Here is a 16714-nt window from a genome sequence, read left to right as displayed (position 1 = left end):
GTCTTTGGCGTGCCATGATCTGCCAGTGAGTGTTGACACGATCCTGGCGTTCGCCGCCCTGTCGGCGGTGCTGGTAGCGATTCCTGGTCCGGCGGTCATTCTGGTGCTCAAGAGCGCCATGATGCGAAGTCGTCGATCGGCACTGGTTACCGCCCTCGGCGTTCTTTCGGCAGATCTAATCTGGGCGACGATGTCGGTGGTTGGTCTCACGGCGGTCCTAGTTTCCTCGCAGATCGCCTTCGATGTTGTCCGGGTCGTCGGTGCCGCGTATCTCATCTATTTAGGAGTCCGGCTCATCATGAGCCGGGAGCTTCCTACGGAGGACGTCGCCGAGGGCCCGGGTCGCGGACGACCGGTCGCACACCGACGGGCGTTCCGGGAAGGATTGATCAGCGACCTGTCCAACCCGAAGACTGTCCTCGTGTACGCGAGTATCATTCCCCAGTTCCTTACTAGCGCCAGCGCTCCCATCGACGCCTTTGTCCTGGGAATGGTGTTCGCCGTCATCGGGTTCTGCGGACTAGTTGTTTACGCCATGGTCTTCGGTGCAGCAGGAGCCATGCTTAGAAATGCCAAGGTCGTCCGGAATATCCTTCGCGGTGGTGGTGGACTCCTCGCGGCGTTCGGCGTGGGCCTGCTCGTTCAGCGCCCCTCGCACTGAGGCAGTGCCCTCTCGATCAGTGGCTACGCCAGCGATCGGGTGAACCAAAATCGGTCGTTTCTGGTGCGATGTGGCCGCTCAGTCGCGAACGGTCCGACACGCCAATGCAACACGCGCCGAACTCTCCACCGAAAGTGATCGGCTGACAGGCCACGGACTACTCGATGTCGGCCGCAGCCAAGACGGTCGCGCCTTCGACTGGGTCGCTGGGAACGAAGCTCCATCCGACCCCAACGAGCCGATCAGAGTGTTCAGCAGTGACGAACCAACCGGCCGCTTTCATCCGATCGCCTAGCTCGATCATCGATTCGGCCACCGTAGTCGCTCCGTCGCCATGGATCGCGTCGTCTTCGTCGACGCGCCACCCGTACCAGAACGCGACAACGCGAGCGAGCTCTGTCGTTGTGTTGTGCAGACCCGAGGTGTACTTCGGTGCCTGAATCTCGTATGTGTCCATAATTCAAGTCAAGATCGCTGAGTGGCCAATGTCCAGCAGATATGCCCCGACTCTGCCTCCTGCTGTCGGTCGGATTGACCACAAGCAATCGGACGGGTGTCTCAGAATCGGACGTTTTTGCGACACGTGACCCGAATTCGGCTGGCGTTCGAGGCGAACCCGGGATCGCAGCGGATCGCGATTCTCAAAACCCCCTCTCATTTGTGATGTCTCACCCCCGGCCTCGTCGGTGAGTTCTGAGACAGTGAGGGCACGACACTGATCGGCGGTGCGCGAGCCTCGACACTGGAGCAGGACGAAGCGCTGAGATGGGCGCCGCTGGAAGGGTCCGAGGAGATGGACGAGCCGGACTTCGGCCTGGCCTCGGCCGCCACCGGTCATGTCATCCCGGCCACGGCGCACATCCGGCTCGCTCACCCGGACGCGAAGGGGGGCAGCAGATGCTGCGTCGTGGGTTCAACTCCGTGCGGGACAACAACGACCTCGGCCAGATCGCGGCGGGCCTGTTCTTCATCGCCTTCGTCGCGTCGCCGGAGCAGTTCAGCACGGTGCAGCGCAGCCTGCGTGACGATGCGCTGAACGAGTGCATCAGGCACGTCGGCTCGGCGCTGTTCGCCGTCCCCCCGGGTGTCAGGCCCGGGTCCATCGGTCATGGCCTGTTCGCCCGGGGCTGAAGGTGCTCCTGCAGGAAGTCGACCTGGAGCAGCTTGAGGTTCTCCGCCACCACCTCGGCCGTCGTCATGTGCGTGACGCCGGAGAGGGGGAGCACCGTGTGGGGGCGGCCCGCCGCGAGCAGGGCGGAGGATAGCTGCAGGGTGTGGGCCGCCACGACGTTGTCGTCCGCGAGCCCGTGCACGAGCATGAGCGGCCGCTCGAGCCGCTCGGCCAGCGGCAGCAGGGAGTTGCGGTCGTAGACCTCGGGGCGTCGGGCCGGGTCGCCCAGGTAGCGCTCGGTGTAGCACGTGTCGTAGAGCCGCCACTCGGTGACGGGAGCCCCGGCGACGGCCACGTGGAACACGTCGGGCCGGGCCAGCACGGCCAGGGCCGAGAGGTAGCCGCCGTACGACCACCCGGTGATGCCCACGCGCGTGGTGTCGACGTCGTCGGGGAACTGGTCGGCGACCGCCTCGAGGGCGTCGACCTGGTCGGCGAGCGTGACCTCGGCGAGCGCGTCCAGCACCTCGCGCTCCCAGGCGGCACCGCGCCCGGGGGTGCCGCGACCGTCGGCGACGACGACGCAGAATCCTTGGTCGGCGAGCCACTGCGGCTCCAGGAACATCCGGGCGTTGGCGAGCACCCGCTGGGCGTGGGGGCCGCCGTAGGGGTCCATCAGCACCGGCAGGCGACGCGAGCCCGGCACGTGGTCCCGCGGGAAGAGCACCGCCGTGCGCAGGGAGCGCCCGCCCGCGTGCATGAGGGTCACCTGCGGCTCGAACGGAGGGGGCTCGGACGCGACGGTCACGTGCTGCGGCTCGGCTCCGTCCCGGTGGACGGTGACCGTGGTGCCGACGGCCTCCAGGGCCGACCGGACGATGACGGTCGTGGGGCCGGCAGCAGCCTGCCCGTGCGACGTGCTGGCGTCGGACCCGGCACCCCCGCCGATGACGGCGGCGTGGACGGCGGCGCCCGTGGTCATCGGCTGGGTCGTGCCGTCGAGACCGATGCGGAGGACCTGGACCTCCGTCGGCTCGTCCGACGCGGTGACGACGACGGCGTCGGGGTGGGTGCTCACGATGCCGCGCACCTGCCACGTCGCGTCGCCCACCGGTCGGCCGTCGACCACGAGCCGGCGCGTCCCGTCGACGTCCTCCACGCCCACCAGGTGCCCGCCCGGCGCAAACCGGGGGGCGCTGGTGACCTCGACCCATGCCTCGTCGGACAGCTCACGCAGCACCGACGTGCTCCCGTCGGTGACGTCCACGGCGAGCACCTGTGCCGTGCGCTGGTCACGGCTCATGACCTGCACCACCGGTGCGCCGTGCTCGGTCCAGGTGACGCTGGTGAGGTACTCGAAGGCGTTGTGGTCCCACGCGACCTCCGTCCGGGCGCCGGACAGGGCGACGTGCCAGAGACTCACCTGCGCGTTGGGGGTGCCGGCGGCCGGGTAGCGCTGCGCCACGGCAGGGCGTTCCGGGTGCTCGGGGTCGCTGACGTACCACGTCTGCACCGGGGCCTCGTCGTAGTGCTCCACGAGCAACGACTCCCCGTCAGGCGCCCACCAGAACCCCCGGAAGCGTGACTGCTCCTCGGCGGCGATGAAGTCCGCCAGTCCCCACACCTGGGTGTCGGTCTCGGGCTCGACGAGCGCACGATCAGCAGCCGTCGGGTCCTCGGTGTCGAGCTCGACGACGCGCAGCGCCCGGCCGGCCGCGTACGCCACCCGGCGTCCGGTGGGATCGATGCGCGGATCGACGACGTCGCCGGTGCTGGGCAGGCCGGTGACCTGCGCAGTCTGCAGGTCGACGTGCCAGGCACGGGCGGACAGGGCGAAGGTGGCCTGCCGTCCGGCGCGGTCGACGCTGTACCCGACCAGCCCGGCGCCACCCTCCCGCGTCCGCTCCCGCCGGGCTCGCTCCTCGGCCGAGAGCTGCTCGCCCGCGGCGCCGAGCAGTACGTCCGGATCGACGAGCACCCGCTCGTGCCCGCTCTCGACGTCGTGCTCCCAGAGCTGCCCCGTGCGCGTGACCCCGTCCGGCGTCCGCAGGAAGCGGACCGTCCCACCGTCGGGGGAGACGGTGATGTCTCGGGGGATCCCCAGGGTGAAGCGAGCGGTCCGGGCGGCCAGGCGCGGGTAGGAGGTCATGCTCCCGATCCAACCATCCGGGCGGGCCGGCACGTCGTGGCCTCCGACGCCGGCCGTGGTCGTCGTGTCCGTCCCCCTCAGTAGGATTCGACCATGGCCCTGCCCGATCGTCGTCTCCTGCTCGTCCACGCTCATCCGGACGACGAGACCATCAACAACGGCGCCACCATGGCGAAGTACCTCAGCGAGGGGGCCAACGTCACCCTGGTCACCTGCACGCTCGGCGAGATGGGCGAGGTCCTCGTCCCCGAGCTGGAGCACCTCGCCGCGGACCAGGAGGACGGGCTCGGTCCACACCGGGTGGGCGAGCTCGCCGAGGCGATGCGGATCCTCGGCGTCACCGACCACCGGTTCCTCGGCGGCCAGGGGCACTACCGGGACTCCGGCATGAAGTGGGACGAGAACGGCAACGCCACCGCCGCCGACGACACCACGGCCGACGCCTTCTGGCACGCCGACCTCACCGAGGCCGCGAACCACCTCGTCGAGGTCATCCGTGAGGTGCGTCCCCAGGTCCTCGTGACGTACGACGAGTTCGGCAACTACGGGCACCCGGACCACGTCCAGGCCCACCGGGTCGCGCACTACGCTGCCTCGCTCGCCGCCGCGCGGTCCTACCGCCGCGACCTGGGGGAGCCGTGGGACGTCGCCAAGATTTACTGGACGGCGATGTCGGCCTCCGCGATGCGTACCGGCATCAAGGAGATCCGTGCGGCGGGGGATCTGTCCTTCATGGAGGGCATGGATCCCGACAACCTTCCGCCGTTCGCGCTGGAGGACGAGGACCTCGACGCCGTCGTCGACGGGGCGCCGTGGGTCGACGCCAAGATGGACGCGATGCGCGCCCACGCCACCCAGATCGCCGTCGACGGACCGTTCTTCGCCCTCTCCAACGACGTCGCCCAGCGTGCGTGGGGCACCGAGTTCTACCGCCTCGTCAAGGGCGATGCGGCGCCTGCCGACGGCTCGCCGTTCGAGCACGACCTGTTCGCCGGTCTCGACTGAGGTGCTGCGCCGCGCGGGCCTGACCCTGCTCGGGCTGGTCACGGGGATCCTCGGCGCCGTCGTCCACCGGCACGCCCACGACCTCGGCGGCGTGGACGTGCCGTGGGGGCTGGTGCTCGCCCTGGCCGCGACGACGGCCGTGGCCTGGGCCGGGGCGGGTCTGGTGCGCGCCGGTGCGGCATGGTTCGGGCTGGGGTGGACGCTCATGGTGCTGCTGCAGCAGTCGGCCAGCCCGGGCAGCTACCTCGTGGCCGGCGACGTCCTCGGATGGACGTTCCTGGTGCTCGGCCTGGGCGGCATCGCCCTCGTGGTCGCGATGCACCCCGGGCCGCCGGGGACGCGACGTCGTGGATCGAGTCGCCGCTCGGCCGACGTGGGTGCCCGAACACCTCCCAACTAGTCTGGAACGGTGAGGGATCCCATCGACGACGCCGCGTTCCGGCTGGCGCTTGGCCGCTTTGCCAGCGGCGTCACCGTCGTGACGACCGTGCAGTACGGCGTGGACCACGCCATGACGGCGAGCGCCTTCACGTCGGTCTCGCTCGATCCGCCGTTGGTGCTGGTCTGCTCGCACCGCACCAGCCGGTTCCACGAGGCCGTGCTCGACACCGGGCACTGGGGTGTCTCGATCCTCTCCGAGAGCGGTCGGAAGGCCTCGGCCTGGTTCGCGAACCGCGGCCGGCCCCTGGAGGACCAGCTCGACGGCATCGCGCACCACCGTGGAACCAGTGGGGTGGCGCTGCTCGACGAGTCGCTCGCCTGGCTGGAGTGCCGGACAACCGACGCCCACGTCGCCGGGGACCACACGATCCTCGTCGGCGAGGTCACGGCGGCTGCCGTCCCCGAGGCGGAGGACGCACCCCTGTTGTACTACCGATCGCACTACGGCACGATCGTGCGGTCCAGCGAGAGCGAGAAGACGATCTACGAAGGTGGAGCATGACCGACGAGCAGCGGCCCGGTGACGGCGAGGACCGGCGGACGGGCGAGCCCGTCGACGACGCCGCCGGCTCCGACCCGACGCAGGACGACTCGACGGACGTCCCCGAGGGTGGCGCAGCCGACGAGGCGGCGCTCGGCCGGCCCGGGGGCGAGGAGAGCGTCGTCGTCGACGACCTCGCACCCGATGATGCGGACCAGGCAGCCGACGAGGGCGACGAGACCACCGATCATCCCGCCGAGGAGACTCACGGCGATGTCCCCCGCGACCACGAGGGAACCGTCCTGGCTCCCGGCCTCCGAGCGGACTGGACCGAGGACGACGACGTCGCCGACCAGCCCCGCAAGCGGCGGCTCGGACGCAAGATCCTGCTCGGCGCCGTCCTGGCGCTGGGAGCCCTCTACCTCGTCGGCTACGCGCTGACCGGGTCCCGCATGCCGGCCGACGCCACGATCGGCGGGGTCGACGTCGGTGGGATGTCACCGGCCGAGGCCCGTGACGCCGTGGACGCCGAGCTCACCCCGCGCGAGGACGAGCCGATCCAGCTCGTGCACACACGCGACGGCGAGACGCAGGAGTTCGAGATCGAGCCCGCCGACGCCGGACTGGCCTTCGACCTGGACCGCAGCATCGACGAGGCCGGGGGGCAGCGGTCGTGGGACCCGCGCGACATGGCGCGCCTGTTCTTCGGCTCGCACGACCACGCGCCCGCGCTGGACGTCGACGCCGGCGACCTCGAGAGCACTGTGGAACGGATCAGCGAGACCGTCCAGGTGGAGGTGGTCGAGGCTCTCATCACCTTCCCCGACGCGGAGCCCAAGGCCCGCGAGCCCGAGCCCGGCCTGGCGGTCGACGCCGAGGCCGCGGCCCGGACCATCCGCGGGTCCTACCTCGTCCAGACCGAGCCGGTCGACGTCCCCACCGAGGCGGTCGAGCCGGCCGTGGACGCAGACGGTCTCGCGGACGCGATGGAGACCATCGCGGAGCCGGCCGTGAGCGGCCCGGTCGTCATCGAGGTGGGCGACGAGGACGAGGTCGAGCTGCCCGTCACCGCCTATGCGCCGGCCCTGAGCGTGCGGGTGCGTGAGGGGTCCATGGTTCCCGAGATCGACCCCGAGGAGCTGGCCGAGCCGCTGACCGACGCCACGACCGGCATCGGCGAGCGTGCCGTCGACGCCTCGGTCGACATCGTGGACGGCAAGCCCGAGGTCATCCCCGGCAAGGAGGGCGTGGGCCTGCAGCCTCAGGAGATGTCCGAGAAGCTCGTCCCGGCCCTCACCGAGACCGGCGACGGTCGCGTCGTGCAGATCGAGGCCACGGTCGTGGAGCCGGAGTTCACCACCGAGGACGCGGAGAAGCTCGGCATCAAGGAGCGGGTCAGCGAGTTCGAGACCTACTACCCCCACGCGGACTACCGCAACACCAACCAGGGGCGTGCCGCCGAGCTCATCGACGGCACCCTGCTGAAGCCGGGGGAGACCTTCAGCTTCAACGACACCGTCGGCGAGCGCACCGAGGCCGGTGGCTTCACCACCGGCTCGGTCATCAACGGGGGCCAGTTCCGCGACGAGCTGGGCGGGGGCGTCTCGCAGGTGGTCACCACCACCTACAACGCCGCGTTCTTCGCCGGGCTCGACGACGTCGAGCACCACCCGCACGCCTTCTACATCGACCGCTACCCGGTGGGCCGTGAGGCCACGGTCTACTTCGGATCGTTGGACCTGCAGTTCAAGAACTCCACCGACCACGGTGTCCTCATCAAGGCCTCGATCGATCCGAGCACCCCGGGCTCGCGCGGGACCATGCGGGTCGAGATGTGGAGCACCAAGGTGTGGGACATCGAGGCCGGCGCCTCCGAGCGCCGCAACGCCCGCTCACCGGGCCTGCGCTACGACGAGTCGGACGCCTGCGTCCCGCAGTCGCCGATCGGCGGTTTCGACATCGACATCTACCGCACGTTCAAGCAGAACGGCCAGACGGTGAAGTCCGAGACGGTCACGGCCAACTACCAGGCCGCCGACCGGGTCGTCTGCGGCCCCCGCCCGGACGAGGACGACGAGGACGACGACGACTGAGACGGTCCACCACGGCTGACCGTCCGATCGGAGCCGACGCGCGGCGGCGGTGGGCTCAGTGCGCGGTCGGTGGCACGAGGTAGGCGTACTCGTGGTGGGTCGTGAACCCGAACGGCGCGTAGAGCCCGAGGGCGGCGGTGTTGTCGGTCATCGTCTGCAGATAGGCCCGCGTCGCCCCCCGCTGGACGGCCCACGCCAGGCACGACCTCACGATCGCCCGGCCCAGGCCCTGGCGCCGCAGGTCGGGTCGGGTCTCCACGGCCGCCAGACCCGCCCACTCACCGGTGACGACGACCCGCCCCACGCCGAGCGTCTCGCCTCCTGGTGACGCCAGCTCGGCGAACCCGACGGTGCGGGGGCCCTCGAGCACCGCGCGGGCGGCCTCGACGTCCTCGACCCGTTCGTACCGGGCCAGCCAGCTGTCGCCGGCCGCGGGGCCGATGTCCACCCGGGGGTCCGGGTCCGGTGCCGTCGGCACGTCGGCGACCTGCACGAGGGCGCCACCCCGGTAGCCCTCCTTGCGGGTCCAGCCCGCGGCCGTGAAGCGGCTGTCCCAGGTCGAGCCCACCACCACCTGTGCCTGTGGCGGCAGGTCGCGGCGCGCATAGAAGGCGAGGACGACCTCCAGTGCCGCCTCGAGCGACGTTCCCGGATCGCCGTGCACGGCGACCGAGTTGGCCCGCCCGGTGAACGCCCCGGCGGCGCGCAGCTCCCAGTCGCCCAGCGGCTCGGAGTCCGGTGCCGGCCAGCCGCGCGACGTCACGCGGGTGAGCTCCTCGGGGGTGATCGCTGCCGCGGGTCGGGACCGCGCGGGACGGTCCGGCACCACCTTGAGCGCCACCACGGTGCCGACATCGACCCTCACGACCGAACCGTCCCGCCGTTCCACCACCAGGGACCGTCGGTCCGCCTCCAGCACACGGCCCACCACGTCGGTCGTGGAGGGGCCACGCCCATCGATCCGGTGGCGCACCGTGACCCGGCGTCCGAGCAGGTCGGCAGGGTCGCTCATGCGACCACGTCCTCGGAAAAACCACAGTAGGAGCGTGCTCGCATGAGGAGTCTATCTTTCGCTCGCTGGCGCTCGCTCATGCCTGGATCCTGTCACAGCGGTGTGGCCCGCAGCACAGGCGTTCCACGTGGTGAACCCCCGTCCGGGACCCTTGGCCCCGGGGGCGATACTGGACGTCGGCCCATCGGTCGACCCCGTCGAAGGAGATGTCGTGACCTACGTGATCGCCCAGCCATGTGTGGACGTCAAGGACCTCGCATGTGTGGACGAGTGTCCCGTCGACTGCATCTACGAGGGCAAGCGGATGCTCTACATCCACCCCGACGAGTGCGTCGACTGCGGTGCGTGCGAGCCGGTCTGCCCCGTCGAGGCAATCTTCTACGAGGACGACACCCCGTCGGAGTGGAAGGAGTACTACGACGCGAACGTCAACTTCTTCGACGACCTGGGCTCGCCCGGCGGCGCGGCTCGCACGGGGGTCATCGACAAGGACCACCCCATCATCGAGGTGCTCCCACCCCAGAACCAGGAGTGACGCGCGAGATGGCCGGCGGGCAGGTCTCGGACCGCTTCCCCGACTTCCCGTGGGACACGATCGCCGCGGCCAAGATGCGGGCCGCGGAGCATCCGGACGGGCTCGTCGACCTGTCCATCGGCACCCCCGTGGACCCGACGCCGGCCGTCGTCCGTGAAGCGCTCGTGTCCGCAGCGGACTCGCCCGGCTACCCGACCGTCCTCGGCCCGGAGGCGGTCCGCCGCTCCATCGTCGACTGGCTGGAACGTCGCGCCGGAGTCAGCGGCCTGGACGTCGACCAGGTCCTGATGACGATGGGCTCCAAGGAGCTCATCGCCAACCTGCCCACCCAGCTGGGTCTCGGTCCGCAGGACACCGTCGTCATCCCGGAGCTGGCCTATCCGACGTACGAGGTCGGCGCGCGGTACGCAGGCTGTCGGGTCGTGGCCACCGACTCCACCGTGGCGATGGGCCCGGAGGCCCCGGCCCTCGTCTACATCAACTCTCCCGCCAACCCGCACGGTCAGGTGCTCGGCCTCGAGCACCTGCGCAAGGTGGTGCAGTGGGCCCGCGATCGTGGTGCCCTGCTGGTCTCCGACGAGTGCTACCTGGAGTTCGGCTGGGAGGACGAGCCCGTCTCGGTGCTGCACCCGGACGTGTGCGGCGGCTCCCACCAGGGTCTGCTCGCCGTGCACTCGCTCTCCAAGCGCTCGAACCTCGCCGGCTACCGCGCGGCGTTCGTCGCCGGTGACCGCGCCGTCATCGGTGAGCTGCTCGCCGTCCGCAAGCACCTGGGCTTCATGGTGCCGACGCCGGTGCAGCGCGCCATGACCGCGGCGCTGGACGACGACGAGCACGTCCGGGCCCAGCGCTCCACGTACGCGGCACGTCGGGACGCCCTGCGTCGGGCCCTGCTCGCCGCTGGGTTCCGGATCGACCACTCCGAGGCGTCGCTGTACCTGTGGGCGACGCGGGGCGAGCCCTGCCGCGCGACCATCGACTGGCTCGCCGATCGCGGGATCCTGGCCGCCCCGGGTGACTTCTACGGCCCGCGAGGTGGCGAGCACGTGCGCATCGCCCTGACCGCCACCGACGAGCGGATCGAGTCCGCGGTGTCCCGCCTCGTCTGACCGCCGCTCCTCAAGGTAGCGGCCTTCCTGACCAGCCGTCGGAGCTCCCGCCGAATCACGCTGACAGCTGACACACGTGCAGTTGACGGTGGCTCGTTCGTCGACCTTGGTCTACGCCAAGGGGGTTTCCACATGAACGTCCTCACCGAACCCCAAGGGCCGTTCAAGGGCTGCTCGGCCAGCAAGGGGCATGATCATCAGCGGTCGCGGTCTCTTGCGGTCGATGCCGTGCCGACGAAGTTGTTCGAACCTGACGACTGACTGAGGGTGTTCTGATGCGTCGGGACGAATTTTCTGGACCGATAGCTGATGCTGGCCATTGGAATCCCAGTCGCCAATTGGCGTTGCTCACAGTTGCTCCTGCAAGCCTTCTCATCGAATTCTCATGTTCTTGAGACAAATAGCTTGCGGAGTGACAGCGTGAGTCGCGTAATTTTGGCGATTCATTCGGGGGATCTGTGCCGCAATCGATGCTGGGCATTCTCAAATCGGGCCGATTCGGCGCAATAGCCGCAGCAACTGCGCTCGCTGTGACCGCTGGCGGGCTGGTAAGTCTCGGCACGGTGCAGGAGGCGCGAGCGATCGCGTTCGCGACGGAGTTCGCTCAGGCAGACACAACGGGTGAGCCCGTCGAGATCGAGAGTGCACGGACTCCCACCGACACCGTGTACGCCAACCCGTCGGGCACCTTGACTCGTGAGATCGCTGTCTCGCCCGTGCGGGTCCGTCAGGATGGCGGTTGGACGCCGGTCGATTTGACGCTGGAGTCGGTCGATGGCGTGATCCGGCCGAAGGCTTCACCCTTCCCGGTTGAGCTCTCAGGCGGTGGCGACGACGCTCTTTCGAGGATCAGTCTGTCGGGTGTCACAACGACGATGTCGTGGGTCGAGGACCTGCCGGAGCCACGCCTCGACGGAGCGACCGCAACGTACAGCGATGTCTTCGACGATGTAGATCTGCGAATGTCCGTCACCGACGGCGGTATCCGGCAGGTGCTGGTCGTTCACAACGAGGAGGCAGCACAGAACCCGGCTCTGGACCGTCTGCAGCTTCCCACCGTGGTGGAGAAGGGATCGATGCAGTCGAGCGCCAAAGGTCTGAGTGTCCTTGATGAGTCTGGGCGCGAGGTCGGTGGCGCGGCTGCACCCACCATGTGGGACTCAAGTGGTGACGCCGGCGCCGAGACGCAGCAGCCGGCGCGATCAACCAGTCCTGAAGCGATCGACGAGAGAACGGAAGGCCCTCTCGATGGTGACACCGTCTCGCCGGTGCAGCTCGAGGTCGGCGACCGGCACGTCGCTCTCACTCCCGAGGAGGACGCGCTCAGCGGCTCCGAGGTCACCTACCCGGTGTACGTCGATCCGTCGGTCTCACCGAGTGCCTACAGCTGGGCGATGGCTTTCCAGCAACATCCGAACTCCTCGTTCTACAAGTGGACGAAGTCCAACGGTGAGGGCGTCGGGTATCAGAACTACAACGGCGTCTCCCGCAAGCGCCTGTTCTTCCGCTTCAACACTGAGGCCATTCGAGGTACTCAGATCATCGGTGCGACGCTGCGGGCGAGGATGACCTTTTCGTCGTCGTGCGCGATGCATGCGACGCGGGTCTACAAAGTGGGCCCGTTCAGTTCATCGTTGACGTGGAACAACCAGCCGGCTTGGCGACAGCATCTGGCCAGCGCATCGCAGGTCGCGTTCAGTGGCTGCAACGCCAACGGCGCCGATGTCTCCTGGAACGTCAAGTCAGGGGTCCAGGAGACGGCGAACGATCGTAACCAGTCGATCGCCTTGGGTATCCGGCAGGCGAGTGAGACGAACCCGCAAGCCTGGCGCCGCTACAAGCACACGTTCCGTCTGTCGATCGAGTACAACCGCACTCCCTGGGTGCCAGTGGGCACGACGATCAACAACATGCCGTGCACTCTGACGACGAACCCGCGGCTCGGGCGGATGACCCAGCCGCCGCAGATGCGAGCGAGGGCCTCTGACCGGGATTCTGAGGACACCGTACGTTCGAGGATCGGCAACAACGGCAACGGTGAGGACGTGAGTCCCTATGGCGCTCAGCCCCGCTGGGTCGTGCGGAACTTCCCGGTCAGTAAGGCCCCCACGGATCCCGTGCCCTCGGGTGAGTACCGCTTTCGCTATCGCACGCAGGACAACCACGGAGCAACAAGCAACTACGCCGAGAAGTGCAAGTTCTTCGTCGACGCGGACCTGGCGGCCGTCCCGTCGCTCGAAGGTGAGTTCCCAGACTCGTGGTCACCGGGACAGACGCAGCAGGTGACCGTCGGACCCGGGGACGGCAACGACACCGTCGGCTACGCGTGGCGGGTCAATGACGACTCACGTCCGCCGGCCAAGACGGTGAATGCCGGCAGCGGCGGGCAGGCGACCTTCACGTTGCCTCAGCTGCCGGCTGGACGTCACACACTGCGTGTGTGGGCCTATGACGCGGCGAACAATCCGAGCGACGCGCCGGTGGAGCGATCCTTCGAGGTCATCGATGAATCGTCGATCTGGGAGTTCGACTTCGATGAGGAACAAGGGCCCTCCTCGGCTGCGGACGGGACGCAGTTCCCGGTCGGCACGGCTGAACGAGCGCTTCGTATGAGCTTCATCGACACCGATCCGAGTAATCCAACGATCGATCGGATGCTCGCCCTGACGCCGCAGACACAGACGCTGCCCGCACTGCAGGAGCAGCTGTTGGACCTTGACGCCTCCTTCACGGTCGCCGCCTACCTGGACCCGGCGGGAACATCTGAGGACTCGATGACCGCGGTGTCCCTGGGTGAACAGGGAACCGACGCGGTCACGATCGAGGCCGTCAGCACGAGTGAGGGCTTCGAGTACGTCTTCCGGCTACGCGGTGCCGACGGGGTCGCCCGTGAGGTGCGGGCTGACGGAGATGACGGAGCGCCGGGCACGATGCTCGTCCTCGCCTCCTACAACGCGGTCTTCGAGCGGATGGAGCTCGTGGTGGCCAACGATGTGCAAGCCATCACCTCTGCTGTGCTGACGGACGCACCGTTCGTGGCTCCGGCACTGAGCGCGCCGACCTGGACGCTGGGCGCGGCCTCAGACGGATCGGACCGATGGACCGGTGCGGTCGACCACCTGTCGATCGCGCAGTTCCCGGTCAATGAGATGCATGTCAATCACTTGATCGATCGTGGGCGATTCGCCGACGAGTGCGTGCAGACGGGGGCTTGCTGACATGGCATCGACGAGGTCACTGACCATCAACACGGCGGCCTTCGCAGTCGCCATCTCGCTACTGACACCGCTGGGAGGCGTACCAGCATCGGCTGATGAGAAGGCCCCGCGGCCGGACCCGGAGAAGCCTGTCCCGGTGAGCCCGGTCAACGGAACTGATCTTCCAGCAGCCAAGACGCCCGATCCTGTCCCGATGGTCAAGCTGCCCAAGCCCTCCAAGCCGCAGCAGACGGACCTCGGCTCGCGCCGCTGGTCGAAGCCTGTCGCCGGCCTGTCCCTGAAGTCTGAGGACCAGACGGGGGAGGCGCCGTCGATGACGATCCAGCGAGTCGGCATCACCGACCCTGCCGGACCTGCCGGACTCGGCCCGGTCTATGAGATCGACCTCGCCGAGCCTGAGATCCCTGAGCAGGACTCATCACCTGAGCCCTCGACGACGGTGTCGCCGTCGTCTGAACCTGCCGATCCGCCCCGGCCGCAGGAAGACGACGAGCCGGGCGAGGAATCCGGTCCCCGCGGACTCACTGCTGAGCCCGACCCCGGTGGATCCGAGGAGGAGGGCTCCACCGAGGCCGCACCCCGAACAAGCACCGCGCGCGAAAACACATCACTGGATGACGCACAGCTCAAGGTCGACTACTCCGACTTCGCCGGCGCGATCGGCGGCGACTGGTCTGATCGCCTGCGGCTGGTCCTGCTCGAGGACTGCGCGGTCCAGGACGGGGTGGCTGACTGTGCCGAGGCGACCCCACTTGAGACGGACAACGATTCATCGAAGCAGATTCTGACAGCCTCCGCACCAGACTCCGCCTCGATGGAAGCGTCGTCGATGATGGTCGCGGCCACGGCTGACTCCAGCGGATCCAGTGGCGACTACACCGCCTCCTCGCTGGCTGCGTCCTCGAAGTGGACCGCGGGTGGGCAGTCCGGTGACTTCACCTGGTCCTACCCGCTGGACACGCCTCCGGGGCTAAATGGGCCGGAGCCGGACCTCGCGATCGACTACTCCTCCGGCTCGGTCGATGGGCGCACCTCCAGCACGAACAACCAGACCTCCTGGGTGGGGGAGGGCTTCTCCCTCGATCCCGGTTTCATCGAGCGCACCTACGAGCCGTGCAACCAGGTCTCGGGCACTCCGGAGAATGTCGGTGACCTGTGTTGGCGTGATGACAATCTGACGATCTCGCTCAACGGCAAGAGCTCGAAGCTCATCCGCGACGGGTCGAGCAATCGGTGGCGGATGAAGGCCGATGACGGCACCCGAATCGAGCGTCTCACCGAGTCCGGCATCAACGCTGATGGCAACGGCGAGTACTGGCGCGTCACCACTCTGGACGGCACTCGCTACTACTACGGCCGCAACAAGCGCTGGTCCTCAGATGACCGGCGCACCGATTCGGTCTCGGTCCTGCCCGGCTACGGTGCGCGCGCCGGCGACCCGTGCCACGAGTCCACCTACGCGGCCAGTTCCTGCACCCAGGCGTGGCGCTGGAGCCTGGACTACGTCGTGGACAACAACGGCAACAGCATGTCGCTGTTCTGGGACCAGGAGAAGAACAAGTACGGCGCGAACAAGAACGACACCGTCCGCGGCTACGACCGCGCCCCGTTGCTGAAGTCCATCGAGTACGGCACCCGCCACGGCAACGACGACAAGGCTCCGGCCCGCGTCGCATTCACCGCTGAGGAGCGCTGCACCAAGACCGATTCCTTTGACTGCACCGGCTTGAACAGCTCCAACGCGTCGAAGTGGCCGGACGTGCCGTTCGACCAGATCTGCTCATCCAGCAGCTCCTGCGCTGACCGGACCGCACCGACATTCTTCTCCCGCAAGCGGCTCACCAAGATCACCACCCAGGTACTGAACGGCAGCGGCGACTACTCCGCCGTCAACGAGTGGGAGCTCGGGCAGGCGTTCTCCAACACCCACGAGGACAACGTCGACCCCGATCAGCCCAGTGAGTCCCGCACCCTCACGCTGGAGTCGATCCAGCAGACCGGCAAGGTCGGCGACGACATCACCTTGCCGGCAGTCACGTTCACCAAGTCCCTCATGCACAACCGGGTCGAGAACTACAATGGGCTGCCGAAGTTCCAGCGCTACCGGGTGCACGGCATCGACAACGGCACCGGTGGTCTGATCAGCGTCAACTACTCCGCTCGTGACTGCAGCCAGTCCAGCACTCCGTCGGCGAGCTCGCTCGACTCCAACAGCCGTCGCTGCTTCCCGGTCTGGTATCAGCCGTGGTGGACCGAGGACCGTCAGCTGGAGTTCTTCCACAAGTACCGCGTTGACTCCGTGGTCGAGACCGACAGCACCGGCAGCTCCCCTGAGGTCCTCACCTCCTACGGCTACGGCGGCGGAGACGGCTGGCACTACACCTCCTCGACCATCGACGAGTCCGACAACCGCACCTGGAATGAGTGGCGCGGCTACTCCCGCGTCTCCACCACAGTCGGAGACCAGTCCGCCAAGACCTATGAGCACTCGCTCTACCTGCGTGGCATGCACGGCGACCGCAAGCAGGGCGGCGGCACCAAGTCCGTCACCGTCACCGACTCCTTCGGCGACAGCACCAACATCGTCGACTACGACCACTACGCCGGCTTCCAGCGCCGCACCCGCACCCAGCTGGGCAGCGGCGGCGCTCTGGTGGAAGCCACCGTCAACGCCCCCTGGCGTTCCTCGGTCACCGCGAGCTCCAGCAGCCGCGAGGCCAGAATCGTCAAGCCGTCGGTGACGGCGACGACAACCCCGTTGCAATCCGGGGGAGACCGGGTCAGCAGGGTCCGCACCACCTACAACAGCGTCGGCCTGCCCACCCAGGTCCACGACGAAGGTGACACCGCGACCGGTGCAGACAACCTGTGCACCACCACCTCCTACGCCACCAACGCC

General features: G+C 68.3%; 13 protein-coding genes and 1 pseudogene. 11 read left to right on the top strand and 3 right to left on the bottom strand.

The genetic code is table 11. The annotated features are described in order from the left end of the window. Positions 1–25 precede the first annotated feature (25 nt). Positions 26–661, top strand: a complete 636-nt coding sequence (locus ACHAAC_RS16210) for a LysE family translocator (RefSeq protein WP_435717353.1) — start codon at positions 26–28, stop codon at positions 659–661. 157 nt (positions 662–818) lie between these two features. Here ACHAAC_RS16210 and ACHAAC_RS16205 read toward each other — a convergent pair whose 3' ends face one another. After that, entirely contained in the window at positions 819–1118 is a 300-nt protein-coding gene (locus ACHAAC_RS16205; RefSeq protein ID WP_435717352.1) for a hypothetical protein, read from the bottom strand. Between the two features lie 308 nt (positions 1119–1426). Here ACHAAC_RS16205 and ACHAAC_RS16200 point away from each other — a divergent pair, with 308 nt between their 5' ends. Beyond that, positions 1427–1792: a hypothetical protein gene (locus tag ACHAAC_RS16200; RefSeq protein ID WP_435717351.1), complete on the top strand. Its 366-nt coding sequence runs from the start codon at positions 1427–1429 to the stop codon at positions 1790–1792. On the opposite strand, the gene ACHAAC_RS16195 is transcribed toward ACHAAC_RS16200, so the two are convergent. Then, positions 1768–3921 carry a prolyl oligopeptidase family serine peptidase gene (locus tag ACHAAC_RS16195; RefSeq protein WP_435717350.1) on the bottom strand — a complete coding sequence of 718 codons (2154 nt, stop codon included), beginning with the start codon at positions 3919–3921 and terminating at the stop codon, positions 1768–1770. The two genes, ACHAAC_RS16200 and ACHAAC_RS16195, sit on opposite strands and share 25 nt — an antisense overlap. Positions 3922–4014: 93 nt before the next feature. Between ACHAAC_RS16195 and mshB the strand changes: the two genes are divergently transcribed. From mshB to ACHAAC_RS16175, 4 genes are read left to right on the top strand one after another with little or no spacing between them, the layout of a single operon-like run. Further along, on the top strand, positions 4015–4926 hold the full coding sequence (gene mshB, locus ACHAAC_RS16190; RefSeq protein ID WP_435717349.1) for an N-acetyl-1-D-myo-inositol-2-amino-2-deoxy-alpha-D-glucopyranoside deacetylase: 912 nt from the start codon (positions 4015–4017) through the stop codon (positions 4924–4926). A 1-nt stretch (position 4927) separates the two neighbouring features. Then, positions 4928–5326 (top strand): hypothetical protein, encoded by a 399-nt coding sequence (locus tag ACHAAC_RS16185; RefSeq protein ID WP_435717348.1) that lies wholly within the window; start codon positions 4928–4930, stop codon positions 5324–5326. A gap of 9 nt (positions 5327–5335) precedes the next feature. Beyond that, positions 5336–5869: a flavin reductase family protein gene (locus ACHAAC_RS16180; RefSeq protein WP_435717347.1), complete on the top strand. Its 534-nt coding sequence runs from the start codon at positions 5336–5338 to the stop codon at positions 5867–5869. Further along, positions 5866–7941: a VanW family protein gene (locus ACHAAC_RS16175; RefSeq protein ID WP_435717346.1), complete on the top strand. Its 2076-nt coding sequence runs from the start codon at positions 5866–5868 to the stop codon at positions 7939–7941. Before ACHAAC_RS16180 ends, ACHAAC_RS16175 begins: the two co-directional genes overlap by 4 nt. A 55-nt stretch (positions 7942–7996) precedes the next feature. Here the strand turns inward: ACHAAC_RS16175 and ACHAAC_RS16170 are convergent, their stop codons facing one another. Beyond that, positions 7997–8953, bottom strand: coding sequence for a GNAT family N-acetyltransferase (locus tag ACHAAC_RS16170; protein WP_435717345.1), 957 nt, complete (start codon positions 8951–8953; stop codon positions 7997–7999). Positions 8954–9164: 211 nt separating this feature from the next. On the opposite strand from ACHAAC_RS16170, the gene fdxA reads away from it, so the two are divergent. The 5 genes and pseudogenes from fdxA to ACHAAC_RS16145 form a co-directional block, all read left to right on the top strand. Beyond that, the gene (gene fdxA, locus ACHAAC_RS16165; RefSeq protein WP_435717344.1) at positions 9165–9488 is read left to right on the top strand and encodes a ferredoxin; all 324 of its coding nucleotides are present in this window, start codon (positions 9165–9167) and stop codon (positions 9486–9488) included. Between the two features lie 8 nt (positions 9489–9496). Then, the gene (gene dapC / locus ACHAAC_RS16160; RefSeq protein WP_435717399.1) at positions 9497–10597 is read left to right on the top strand and encodes a succinyldiaminopimelate transaminase; all 1101 of its coding nucleotides are present in this window, start codon (positions 9497–9499) and stop codon (positions 10595–10597) included. A gap of 132 nt (positions 10598–10729) precedes the next feature. Then, positions 10730–10858: a hypothetical protein gene (locus ACHAAC_RS16155; protein WP_435717343.1), complete on the top strand. Its 129-nt coding sequence runs from the start codon at positions 10730–10732 to the stop codon at positions 10856–10858. Between the two features lie 209 nt (positions 10859–11067). Beyond that, entirely contained in the window at positions 11068–13815 is a 2748-nt protein-coding gene (locus ACHAAC_RS16150; RefSeq protein ID WP_435717342.1) for a DNRLRE domain-containing protein, read from the top strand. 193 nt (positions 13816–14008) lie between these two features. Continuing rightward, positions 14009–16714, top strand: a pseudogene (locus ACHAAC_RS16145) (hypothetical protein); the annotation flags it as partial.

This window comes from Aeromicrobium sp. CF4.19, from assembly GCF_051262555.1.
Taxonomy (GTDB): domain Bacteria; phylum Actinomycetota; class Actinomycetes; order Propionibacteriales; family Nocardioidaceae; genus Aeromicrobium.
Note: the sequence above shows the minus strand (reverse complement) of the source record. Positions and strands in the feature narration are given on the sequence as shown.